This window comes from Micromonospora sp. NBC_00860 (assembly GCF_045207375.1).
GTDB classification, from domain to species: domain Bacteria; phylum Actinomycetota; class Actinomycetes; order Mycobacteriales; family Micromonosporaceae; genus Micromonospora; species Micromonospora vinacea.
Genome location: NZ_CP108825.1, coordinates 4506529 through 4518428 on the forward strand (window position 1 = coordinate 4506529; position 11900 = coordinate 4518428).

10 protein-coding genes are annotated in these 11900 nt (G+C 72.2%); 4 read left to right on the plus strand and 6 right to left on the minus strand.

All coding sequences use genetic code 11. The features are described from left to right. The first annotated feature begins 5 nt into the window (after positions 1-5). Positions 6-320 carry a multidrug efflux SMR transporter gene (locus OH804_RS20610; RefSeq protein ID WP_112586602.1) on the plus strand — a complete coding sequence of 105 codons (315 nt, stop codon included), beginning with the start codon at positions 6-8 and terminating at the stop codon, positions 318-320. Between the two features lie 82 nt (positions 321-402). Beyond that, on the plus strand, positions 403-648 hold the full coding sequence (locus OH804_RS20615) for a hypothetical protein (protein WP_196921617.1): 246 nt from the start codon (positions 403-405) through the stop codon (positions 646-648). 66 nt (positions 649-714) lie between these two features. On the opposite strand, the gene OH804_RS20620 is transcribed toward OH804_RS20615, so the two are convergent. Beyond that, on the minus strand, positions 715-3174 hold the full coding sequence (locus tag OH804_RS20620; RefSeq protein ID WP_196921616.1) for a DNA translocase FtsK: 2460 nt from the start codon (positions 3172-3174) through the stop codon (positions 715-717). A gap of 113 nt (positions 3175-3287) precedes the next feature. On the opposite strand from OH804_RS20620, the gene OH804_RS20625 reads away from it, so the two are divergent. After that, a complete protein-coding gene (locus tag OH804_RS20625; protein ID WP_406058914.1) occupies positions 3288-3767 on the plus strand; it encodes a YbjN domain-containing protein in 480 nt (159 codons plus the stop codon). Next, complete coding sequence (locus tag OH804_RS20630) at positions 3764-5419, plus strand: YbjN domain-containing protein (RefSeq protein ID WP_406058916.1); 1656 nt, start codon at positions 3764-3766, stop codon at positions 5417-5419. The genes OH804_RS20625 and OH804_RS20630 overlap by 4 nt, the downstream gene beginning before the upstream one ends. A gap of 63 nt (positions 5420-5482) precedes the next feature. Here OH804_RS20630 and OH804_RS20635 read toward each other — a convergent pair whose 3' ends face one another. From OH804_RS20635 to OH804_RS20655, 5 genes are all read right to left on the minus strand, one after another. Further along, entirely contained in the window at positions 5483-7171 is a 1689-nt protein-coding gene (locus tag OH804_RS20635; RefSeq protein WP_196921613.1) for a ribonuclease J, read from the minus strand. 52 nt (positions 7172-7223) lie between these two features. Beyond that, the gene (gene dapA, locus OH804_RS20640) at positions 7224-8150 is read right to left on the minus strand and encodes a 4-hydroxy-tetrahydrodipicolinate synthase (protein WP_406058918.1); all 927 of its coding nucleotides are present in this window, start codon (positions 8148-8150) and stop codon (positions 7224-7226) included. 47 nt (positions 8151-8197) lie between these two features. Next, the gene (thyX, locus tag OH804_RS20645; RefSeq protein WP_030336847.1) at positions 8198-8938 is read right to left on the minus strand and encodes an FAD-dependent thymidylate synthase; all 741 of its coding nucleotides are present in this window, start codon (positions 8936-8938) and stop codon (positions 8198-8200) included. Positions 8939-9959: 1021 nt separating this feature from the next. After that, positions 9960-10622: a DUF2752 domain-containing protein gene (locus OH804_RS20650; protein WP_406058920.1), complete on the minus strand. Its 663-nt coding sequence runs from the start codon at positions 10620-10622 to the stop codon at positions 9960-9962. Positions 10623-10626: 4 nt separating this feature from the next. Beyond that, positions 10627-11856: a winged helix-turn-helix domain-containing protein gene (locus OH804_RS20655; RefSeq protein ID WP_406058922.1), complete on the minus strand. Its 1230-nt coding sequence runs from the start codon at positions 11854-11856 to the stop codon at positions 10627-10629. Positions 11857-11900: the final 44 nt, after the last annotated feature.

An 11900-nucleotide genomic window follows, 5' to 3' on the forward strand; every position in this document is an offset into this window, starting at 1 on the left:
GAACGATGGCCTGGCTCGTACTGGTGATCTCGGGACTGTTGGAGACGGCCTGGGCGATCGCCCTGGACCGCAGCGCCGGTTTCAGCCGACTGGTCCCGTCCGTGGTGTTCGTGGTGACCCTGCTGCTGAGCATGGCCGGGCTGTCGTACGCGCTCCGGGACATCCCCGTCGGCACCGGCTACGCGGTCTGGGTCGGCATCGGCGCGGTCGGCACCGCGCTGGTCGGGATGCTGGCGCTCGGCGAGTCGGCGAGCCTGCCCCGGATCCTCTGCCTCCTGCTGGTGGTCGCCGGCGTGATCGGTTTGAAGATCTTCCACTGAGGTGCCCCGTCGGCAGGCGTGACCAGCGCCCACAGTGGGTAGTGATCGATTCGTCACGACAGGCTCTCATCCGGAGGAAGACATGGCCGACATGCCGAGCACCGCCCGTCCCCGCAGCAACGCCGCCCGCATCCTCACCATCGTGGGCTTCGTCTTCGCGGTCCTGGCCCTGCTGCTCAACCCGATCATCTTCGGCGTGCTCGGCGTCATCGCGGGCGTCGTCGGCGCGGTGCTCGGCGACAAGCCGCTGGGCTGGTACGCCGCCGCGGCCAGCGTCGTCGCCGCGATCATCAGCCTGGTGATCTTCTCCGCGCTGATCAACAACTGACCACTCCCCCAGAGCGGGCCCGCCGGATACCGGCGGGCCCGTCGTGCGTCCGGGGTCGACTGTCGGTCAGTCCACGTCGCCGCGCAGGCCGGCCAGGACCTCGTCCAGCTCGTCCGGTTTGACCAGCACGTCGCGCGCCTTCGACCCCTCGGACGGCCCGACCACTCCCCGGGTCTCCATCAGGTCCATCAGGCGGCCCGCCTTGGCGAAACCGACCCGCAGCTTGCGTTGCAGCATCGAGGTGGAGCCGAACTGCGAGGTGACCACCAGCTCCACCGCCTGCACCAACAGGTCCAGGTCGTCGCCGATGTCCTCGTCGATCTTCTTCTTGTTCTCCTGCGCCGGGGCCAGCACGTCCTTGCGGAACTCCGGCTCACGCTGGTCCTTGCAGAACTTCACCACGTCGGCGATCTCGCGCTCGGTGACCCAGGCGCCCTGGATGCGGACCGGCTTGGAGGCGCCCATCGGCAGGAAGAGCCCGTCACCTCGGCCGAGCAGCTTCTCCGCGCCCGGTTGGTCGAGGATGACCCGGGAGTCCGCCAGGGAGGAGGTGGCGAACGCCAGCCGGGACGGCACGTTCGCCTTGATCAGACCGGTCACCACGTCGACCGAGGGGCGCTGGGTGGCCAGCACCAGGTGGATGCCGGCGGCCCGGGCCAACTGGGTGATCCGGACGACCGAGTCCTCCACGTCGCGCGGCGCGACCATCATCAGGTCGGCCAGCTCGTCCACGATCACCAACAGGTACGGGTACGGACGCATCTCGCGTTCGCTGCCCGGCGGGGCCTTGATCTCGCCGTTGCGGACCTTGCGGTTGAAGTCGTCGATGTGCCGGACCCCGTTGGCGGCGAGGTCGTCGTAGCGCATGTCCATCTCGCGGACCACCCAGTCCAGCGAGTCGGCCGCCTTCTTGGCGTTCGTCACGATCGGGGTGACCAGGTGCGGGATGCCCTCGTAGCCGGTCATCTCGACCCGCTTCGGGTCGATCAGCAACAGCCGCACCTCGTCCGGGGTGGCCCGGGTGAGGATGGAGACCAGCAGGGTGTTGAGGCAGCTCGACTTGCCCGCGCCGGTGGCGCCGGCGATCAGGATGTGCGGCATCTTCGCGAGGTTGGCCACCACGTAGCCGCCCTCGATGTCCTTGCCGAGCGCCACCACCATCGGGTGGTGGTCACTGGTCGCCGCCCGCGAGCGCAGCACGTCGCCGAGGGCGACGTTCTCCGGGTCGGTGTTCGGAATCTCCACGCCGACGGCGCTCTTGCCCGGGATCGGACTGAGGATCCGCACGTCCGGCGACTTCACCGCGTACGCGATGTTGCGGGACAGCTGGGTGATCCGCTCGACCTTGACCCCGTGCCCCAGCTCCACCTCGTAGCGGGTGACGGTCGGGCCGCGGGTGAAGCCGGTGACCGCGGCGTCCACGTCGAACTGGTCGAACACGCCGGTCAGCGCGGCGATCACCTCGTCGTTGGCCTTGCTGCGGGTCTTCGCGGCCGCCCCGGCGCTGAGCATGTTGGCCGGCGGCAACGTGTAGTCCCCGGCCAGTCCGGTCAACGCGAGCTGCTCGGCCCGGGTCGGGGCGGGTGAGTGCTCCGGCGGGTCGACCGGCGGCTTGCGGCTCGCCGGCACCTTCGCCGGAGACTTGCGCGGCAGCACCATCGTCTCCTGGAGGTCCGCGCCCTCCAGGTCCTCGAAGTCGTCCGGGTCCAGTGGCGCGGGCATCCGCTTCGGCTGCCGCTTGCGCGCCGGCTTGGCGGCCGGTTCGTCCGTCTCCTCGTCGGCCTCCGGTGCGCTGACCAGCCCACCGGCGAGCAGGCCCAGCCGCTCGGGGATCTTGTTGATCGGCGTCGCGGTCACCACGAGCAGACCGAAGAGCAGCAGCAGGATGAGCAGCGGCACCGCCACCCAGGCGGTCACGGCCCGCTCCAGCAGCCCTCCGACGCCCGCGCCGACCAGGCCACCGGCGAAGTCACGCTCCAGCGTGTCGGCCGGGTTCTGACCGATCTGGAGCAGCGCGGCGGTCGACACCAGCAGCGAACCCCAGCCGATCAGCCCACGGCCCCGGTGCTCCGGATCCGCCGGCTGACGCATCAGCCGCCACGCCCCGATCATCAGCAGCACCGGTACGACCACCGAGATCGCGCCCAGGAACAGCCGGATCGTGTCGGCAAGTTGTGCGCCCACCGGCCCCGCCCCGGACAACCAGAGCGCCACGGCGGAGAGCAGGGCGAGCCCGAACATGAGCAGGCCCGCGCCATCGCGACGGTGCTCCGGGTCGAGGTCGCGGGCCGAGGCGGCCTGCCGGCCGGCGGCGCGCACCGCCCAGCCCATGCCGTGCGCCAGCCCCATCCACAGTGCACCGACCGCACGGCCGACGTAGACCGCCGGGCTGGGCCGGGGCGGCGTGGTGCGACGTCGGACCGGTGCCCGGGTGGTCTTCTTCGCCGGTTGACGGGCACGACTGTTGGTGCCACCGCGCGGCGACGCGCCGCGCCGCCGGCTCGCCTGAGAGGTACGGCCCGCCATAGAGTCACGGTAACGGTGGGGCCGGGCAGAACCCCGCTTTTCCGGGTCGTGTCCGCGCGTCGTAACACGAACCCCACCGCCGGTCGTGATATCCGCCTCAGAAGGGATGCCCCATGGCGTCGCCGGAGATCGAGGGTGATCCGGACGATCCGCTGGCCGGCCACCCTGGCGCACTGCGTCCGCTGACCGGCGAACTGGTCGCCGCGGTGCTCGCTGCCCGCGGCCGGTCCGTCGACCCGACAGTGGACGGCGAACTGGTGGGCGACTTCGACGACAACCTGATCTGGTTCCTCCGCGTCGGCGGCGACGGGGAGCTGCTCCAGATCCGCACCATGGTCGATCCCACCTTCGGCATCGAACGGGTGCCCGACCTGTACGCGTTCTGCAACTCCTGGAACCACGACCGGCTCTGGCCGAAGGCGTTCGTGCACGTCGACGACAACGGGCGGGCCCGGGTGTACGGAGAGGTGATCACCGACCTGGAACGCGGCGTGACCCCACACCAGCTCGACCAACTGCTCGACTGTGGCATCTCCACCGGCTGCCAGCTGGCCGTGGCGGTCCGCCGACTGCCCGGCGCGGTGCCGTCGTGACCGGCCGGGACGAGTTCACCGGCAGCCGCACCGGCACACCACCCACCGGCCCCGGTGACCGCCCGGGGCGGGGCCGCGTACCGGCGTTGGAGGCCGCGCTCACCGACGCCCGGGACCTCCCCGACGGCCCGGCCCGGCAGGTGGCCCTGGAACGGCTCGCCGAGCGCGCCGACGCGGCCGGAGACGTCCGGTCCGGGATGGACGCGCGGTTCGCGCTGATCGAGGCGTACCTGCTGCACGGGGAGCGGTGGCGTCTGGTCGAGCCGGTCCGGCGCTGCCGGGCCGCCGCCGACCACCGGCCCGACCTGCTCACCGACACGGAGACCGGGCTGCTGCTGCGCTACCAGCGGTACGCGGTGGAGGCGCTGCTCGGCACCCCCCGGGTGGGGCTGGACCAGACCCGGTCCCTGCTGCACGACCTGGCCCACCGGGTCGGCGCGGACGGTCCGGACACACCTACCGTCGCGGAGCTGCACTGCCGCATCGCCGACCACCTGGGCGACGAGCCCACCGCCCGGCACTGGTACGAGCGATGGGTCGGCAAACGGCCCGGCCCGGCCGGCGGCTGCCCGGGCTGCGCCTCGGCCCGGCGCGCCGAACTGCTGGCCGGCTGGGGCGAGTGGACCGCGGCGCTCACCGAGCTCGCGGAATCCGACGGCGACCCGCGGTCCTGCACCGACCAGCCCGAGCGGGACCTGGTCGCCGGTCTGCTGCCGGCACTGCGCACCGGCGAGTCGGCGCGCGCGGCGGCGGCACACGTGCGGGCGTACCGCCGGCACCGGCACGAGCGGGCGGCATTCCCGCACCTCGCCGCGCACCTGCGGTTCTGCGCGCTGGGCGGGCACCTGGAACGCGGGCTGGCCATTCTGGCCGAGCAGCTGCCCCGGTTGGACCGACCGACCGACGACCTCGCCGCCATGGAGTTCGCCGCCGCCGGGGCACTGGTCTGCGGGCTGGCCGCCGACGCCGGGCTGGGCGGGCGGACGATGCGCCGCCCGGCGTACGGCGAGCGGACGGCCACCGAGGTGGACGTCGACACGCTCGGGGCGCTGCTGCTCGGGGTGGCCAGCGAGCTGGCCGGCAGCTTCGACGCGCGCAACGGCACCGGGCACCACTCCGGACGGATGGCCGCCTGGCTGGCCGAGCGCCCGCTCGCGGCACCCGTTCCGTTGCCCACCGACGACGAACCCGACGGGCTCGACACCGACCACTCCGACGCGGAGGCCGAGGCCGAACTGGGTGAACGCGAGCTGTCGGCGCTGTCCCTCGCCATGATCACCGCGATCCTGGACGGGCGCGGCGACAGGTACCTGGTGGACGAGGGCGGGACCGTGGTCGGCCACTGGGAGGGTGCGGTGATCCAGTTCCGGCGGGCCGGTGAACGCGGTGAGGTGTTGCACGCCCGCGCCATGGCCAACCGCCGGCTGCCGGCGGCCCGCCGCGCCGAGGCGTACGCCTTCTGCAACGCGTGGAACCACGACCGGCTGCTGCCCAAGGCGTACGCGCACGACCTCGGCGACGAGTTGGTGTTGGCCGGCGACGTGGCCACCGACCTGGCGCACGGGGTCGCCCCGGCGCAGCTGCGGATCCTCATGGACGCCGCCATCGCCACCGGCGTCGCGTACGCCGAGGCCGTCGCCGCCCTGCCCTGACCCCCCGGGTACGGCGGACGCCGGCCCACCCCGTTCGGGTGGACCGGCGTCAGCGGGAGTTGCTCAGACCTCGACGACGGTGGGCACGATCATCGGCCGACGACGGTACTTGTCGTTGACCCACCGCCCCACGGTCCGCCGGACGATCTGCTGGAGCTGGTGCGGGTCGGTGATGCCGTCCGCCGCAGCCCGGTTGAGCGCCTCGGTGACCAGCGGCACCACCGGGTTGAACGCCTCCGGGTCCTCGGAGAAACCCTTCGCGGAGAGCGTCGGGCCGGCGACCACCTTGCCGGTGACCGAGTCGACGACAACGGTCGTGGCGATGAAACCGCCGTCACCGAGGATCCGCCGTTCGGTGAGCAGCGACTCGCTGACGTCACCGACGGCGAGGCCGTCCACGTAGACGTACCGGCTCTTCACGTGCCCGACCAGGCTGGCGCGGCCCTCGACCAGGTCGACGACGTCGCCGTCCTCGCAGAGCACCACCCGGTCGGCGGCGACCCCGGATTCGATGCCGAGCCGGGCGTGGGCGCGCAGGTGACGCCACTCGCCGTGCACCGGCATCAGGTTGCTGGGCCGGACCACGTTGAGCAGGTAGAGCAGTTCCCCGGCGGGGGCGTGCCCGGAGACGTGCACCTTGGCCACGTCCTTGTGCACGACCACAGCGCCGGCCCGAGCGAGCCGGTTGATCACCCGGTAGACCGAGGTCTCGTTGCCCGGCACCAGCGACGAGGCCAGCACGACGGTGTCACCGGGGGCGATGGTGATGTGCCGGTGGTCGCCGCTGGCCATCCGGCCCAGCGCGCTCATCGGCTCACCCTGGGACCCGGTGGACATCAGCACGATCTCATCCGGCGGCAGCGTGGTCGCCTCGTCGATGCTGATGACCAGGCCGGCCGGGATGTTGAGCAGGCCGAGGTCCCGGGCGATGCCCATGTTGCGGACCATCGACCGGCCGATCAGCGCGACCTTGCGGCCGTGTTCGGCAGCGGAGTCGAAGACCTGCTGCACGCGGTGCACGTGCGAGGCGAACGAGGCCACGATGATCCGGCCCTTGGCCTTCGCGAAGATCGAGTCGAGCACCGGCCCGATCTCCCGCTCCGGGGTGACGAAACCGGGGATCTCCGCGTTGGTGGAGTCGGACAGCAGCAGGTCGACGCCTTCGGCGCCGAGCCGGGCGAAGCCGGCCAGGTCGGTGATCCGACCGTCCAGCGGCAGCTGGTCCATCTTGAAGTCGCCGGTGTGCAGCACCAGGCCGGCGGGGGTGCGGATGGCCACCGCGAGGGCGTCCGGGATCGAGTGGTTGACAGCGAAGAACTCACACTCGAACGGGCCGAGCCGCTCGCGGCCGCCCTCCCGCACGGTCAGCGTGTACGGCTGGATGCGCCGCTCGGCCAACTTCGCCTCGACCAGGGCGAGGGTGAACTGTGAGCCGACCAGCGGGATGTCGGGCTTGTGGGCGAGCAGGTACGGCACCGCGCCGATGTGGTCCTCGTGACCGTGCGTCAGCACGATCGCCTGCACGTCGGCCAGCCGGTCCAGGATCGGACCGAAGTCGGGCAGGATCAGATCCACACCCGGCTGCTCGACGTCGGGGAACAGGACCCCGCAGTCGACGATCAGCAACTTGCCGTCGTACTCGAAGACGGTCATGTTCCGACCGATGGCGCCGAGCCCGCCGAGCGGGATGATCCGCAGGCCACCTTCCGGCAGCGGCGGGGGTAGTTCCGCCTCGATGTGCGCCTCGGTCACGCGTCCACCTCATTCTGCGACGCCGTCACTCGGCGCCCATCGTGTCGTTCGATCATTCGGGCAGCTCCAGGCCCGCTGCCGCGAAGTCCGCGCGCAGCTGGGCGATCTCGTCGTCGGTGGCGTCCACGAGCGGGGGCCGCACCGGGCCGGCCGGCAGGCCCAGCGACGCCAGGCCCGCCTTCACCAGGATGGTGCCCTGGGTACGGAAGATGCCGGTGAACAGCGGCAGCAGCCGGCGGTGCAGGGCCAGCGCGGTCGGCATGTCCCCCGCGTCGTACGCCTCGATCATCTGTGCGGTCAGCGCCCCGGTGAAGTGCGTCGAGGTGCCGACCACGCCCACGGATCCGACGGCAAGCGCCGGCAGGGTGAGGGCGTCCTCGCCGCAGTAGAAGGCGAGGGCGGTGCGGCTGGTGACCCAGCTGGTGGCGGTCAGGTCGCCCTTGGCGTCCTTGACCGCGACGATCCGGCCGTGTTCGGCGAGCCGGACCAACGTCTCGGTGTCGATCGGCACGCCCGAGCGGTGCGGGATGTCGTACAGCATCACCGGCAGGCCGGTCGCGTCGGCCACCGCGGTGAAGTGACGCAGCAACCCGCTCTGCGGCGGCTTGTTGTAGTACGGGGTGACCACCAGCAGGCCGTGCGCACCCGCCTTCTCGGCGGCGGCGGCCAGCTCGATGGTGTGCCGGGTGTCGTTGGTGCCGACGCCCGCGACCACCTTGGCGCGGTCACCGACGGCCTCCACCACGGCCCGGATCAGGTGCTCCTTCTCCGCTTCGGTCGTGGTCGGCGACTCGCCGGTGGTGCCGTTGACCACCAACGCGTCGTTGCCCTGCTCGTCGACCAGGTGGCTCGCCAACCGGGCGGCGCCGTCGAGATCGAGGGAACCGTCGGGGGTGAACGGGCTCACCATGGCGGTGAGCATCCGGCCGAAGGGGCGGGACGCCGGTCGGGCCGCGGCGTCGAGGTGGTCGTGCGTCATACCCTCCAACCTAGCGGACGACCAGCCGGGGCCCGTCGGGGAAGGGCTCAGGACGCCTCGTGCGGGCTGGCCGCCACTTCGGTGCCGTCCGGCAGCGTGGAGATCACGAAGTCGGCGAACACGTTCGGGGCGACGCCCTGGAGCTGGCGAAGGCACTCCACGGCCAGCTCACGGATCTCCACGTCGGCGTGCTCGGTGGCCCGCATCGCGACGAAGTGCCGCCAGGCCCGGTAGTTGCCGGAGACCACGATCCGCGTCTCGGTGGCGTTGGGCAGCACCGCCCGGGCCGCCTGCCGGGCCTGCTTGCGGCGCAGCGTCGGGTTCGGCTCGTCGGAGAAACGCTGCTCCAGGCCCTCCAGCAACTCGGTGTACGCCCGAACGCTCGCCTCGGCGGCCTCCACGAACTTCTTGTGCAGCTCCGGGTCGTCGGCGATGACGGCCGGCTCGACCATGGCCGCGTCCCGCTCCGGGACGTACCGCTGGGAGAGCTGGGAGTACGAGAAGTGCCGGTGCCGGATCAGCTCGTGGGTGAAGGAGCGGGACACCCCGGTGAAGTAGAAGGTGACCGACCCGTGCTCCAGCACGCTCAGGTGACCCACTTCGAGGATGTGCGCCAGGTAGCCGGCGTTGGTGGCGGTCGCCGGGTTCGGCTTCTTCCACGACTGGTAGCAGGCCCGGCCGGCGAACTCGGCGAGCGCCTGGCCACCCTCCGCGTCGGTCGACCACGGCACGTCGTCCGGGGCCGCGAATTGGGTCCACGCGATCAACTTGACCTGGGGCTGCACCATGTCCGGCATTCCTGGGACTTTAGTGGTGGGGTGCCGCCCGGCCCAACTCAGGCGCGCCCCGTGCAATGTCGATCACTCAGCAGCGGTGAAGTCGCCGAAGCCCCGGGCGAGGTCCGGGGCTTGGGGCCCGGGGCTTGGGGTCGGGCGCTTGGGATCCCGGGCCCGGGCGTGGGGTCCCGGGCCCGGCGTCCGGCGTCCGGCGTCCGGCGTCCGGCGTCCGGCGTCCGGCGTCCGGCGTGATCGTTGTCGAGGCCGGGGCGGACAGTCCCATCGGCGTCCTTTGGAGCTGAATCGTTTGCGACATCAACCCCTGCCCGATGGGGCTCTCCGACAGGCACGACCCATCCGAGGAGGAGCCCCGCCCAACCCGACGAGCCTCACCCAGGCGTCCAAGCGCCCGGAACGATCCAAGCGCGACCCGAGCGACCCCGAGCGGCCCGAGCGGCCCTGCGACCCGAGCGGCCCTGCGACCCGAGCGGCCCTGCGACCCGAGCGGCCCTGCGACCCGAGCGGCCCGGTAGCCGCTTCCGCCCGCAAGATCGGGCAACATCCTGGATGTAGTGGCATCCACCGCGCCCGACACCACTAGATCCAGGTTCGAGCACGATCTTGGGGCGGACTGCGTCGACTGCGGTGTGCCGCGGGGCGTGGGCGTCCGGCTGCCCACTGGGGTGATCGACTCGCGTTGCTGGAAGTCGGGGTGTTCGGGTCGGGTGGATGGCCCGGTTTCCTGAATACCGAGTCGATCATGACGGGCGGGCAGCGGAGGAGGCCCGTGATGTCGTGAACGAATCAGCTCCAAAGGACGCCGAAGAGCGCATTCCGGCCGAGTCCCGCATCCGCGCGCTGACGCATTCGATCACCAGCGGGTTCGGGCGGCAGCGCACTCGGTTACCAAGCGCGTCGGGCGACAGCAGGTCGGCGACGGCGCGTCAGGCAACAGCAAGCCCGGCCGGCGCGTCAGGCAACCCGAGTCGGGGCACCAGCGCGTCAGGCACCAGCGCGTCGGGCGGCAGGGCGGTCAGACGTAGAGCGACGTGAACGGCGCCCAGGGCAGATTGCGGAGCACCGAGAAGGCCAGCCACACGGCCAGGAAGCCACCGATGACCTTCGAGCTGATCCGCAGTTCGGGCAGGCGCCAACCGAACGCCTGGCTGCCGGCCCAGGCCACGAAGAGGTACGCGAGGAACGGCAGCGCGAAGATGAAGACGAAGTGGTGCCGGGCGGCGGCCGGCAGGTCGCCGTGCAGCACGTACCAGAGTGCGCGGGTGCCACCACAGCCCGGGCAGTCCAGCCCGGTGGTCAACTTGAGCAGGCAGGTGGGCGCGGCGTCCGGGTCGGCGTGGGTCGGGTTGCTGAGCAGCGCGTAGCTCATGCCGATGGCGACGCAGCCGAGCGCGGCCAGCGGCACCGCCCAGCGCGGGGATCGTTCGTAGAGCCGCAGCACGAACCGGGTGAGCCGGTCCGGCTCAGGCGCCGCGTAGCCACCAGGCGGGGTCGTCGGCCAACCCTCCGGCGCCGAGCCATCGAAAGCCGCGCCACCGGGACCAGAGCCACCAGGACCCGCGCCACCGGGACCGAACCCACCGGGACCCGCGCCGCTGGGAACAGAGTCCGCGGGCGCCGTGTGGACCGCCCCGGGGGCGGGCTGCGGCTGGTCGACCGGTCCGGGAGCGCTCGTCACGCGCTCACGGTACACCGGACACGCCGGCCAACGCGGCGGTGAGCGGACCGGCCAGGTCGCCGGCGGCGGGCGGTGCCACCGCGTCCAGGCCGAGCCAGCCGGCGAGCCGGTACAGCTCGGCGGCGAGCGCCACCGCGGTCTCCCCCGGGTCGGCGCCGGTTTCGAGCCAGGCGGCCGGGACGAGCAGCACCCCGGCCTTGCGATCGGCCTTCAGATCGACCCGGGCGGTGAACCGGTCGCCCTGTAGGAATGGCAACACGTAGTAGCCGTAGACCCGCTGTGGCGCCGGGACGTAGATCTCGATCCGGTAGTTGAAGCCGAACAGCCGCTCGGTGCGGGCCCGTTCCCAGATCAGCGGATCGAAGGGGCTGACCAGCGTGTTGCCCCGCACCCAGCGGGGCAGCCGGGCGGACGCGTGCAGCCAGGCGGGCTGGCGCCAGCCCGCCACGGTGACCGGCACCAGCTCACCGGCCTCGGCCAGCTCGACGACGGCCTGCCGCGCACCGGCCAGCGGCAACCGGAAGTAGTCACGCAGCTCCGGCTCCGCGGCCACCCCGAGCGACCGTGCCGCGAGGCCCACCAACGTGCGGTACGCCTCGGCGTCGGTCGGGGTGGGTGCGGCCACCACCGCCGCGGGCAGCACCCGCTCGGGCAGGTCGTAACGGCGGGCGAAGGAGGTGCTGCGCTCGGCGGCGGCCACCTCCCCGGCCCAGAACAGGAACTCCAACGCCCGCTTGACCGCCGACCAGTTCCACCCCCAGTTGCCGGTCTCCCGGGGCGCGTCGTGCTCGATCTCGGCGGCGGTCAGCGGCCCCCGGGCGGCCACCTCGTCCCGGACCCAGGCGACCAGTTCCGGCTGCTCCTGGGCGATCCGCCGCATGCCGCCCCAGGATTCGCTGTGCGCGCGGGCCATCCGCCAGCGCAGCATCGGGTGCAGCTCGACGGGGACCAGCGACGCCTCGTGGCCCCAGTATTCGAACAGCTCGCGCGGGCGTCGGTAGGCGGCCTGGTCGAGCAGGGTGGTCGGGTAGGGCCCGAGTCGGCTGTAGAGCGGCAGGTAGTGCGCGCGTTGCAGCACGTTGACCGAGTCCATCTGGATCAGCCCGACCCGGCCCAGCACCCGACGGAGGTGCCGGCGGGTGGGCACGCCCGTCGGCGCCGGGTCGGCGAAGCCCTGGGCGGCGAGCGCCGCGCGGCGGGCCTGGGCGAGCGAGAGTGATTCCGGTGCGGTCATCGTCGGCGACCTTAATTCATCGGTACGACGCCGGTGCGGGAAGC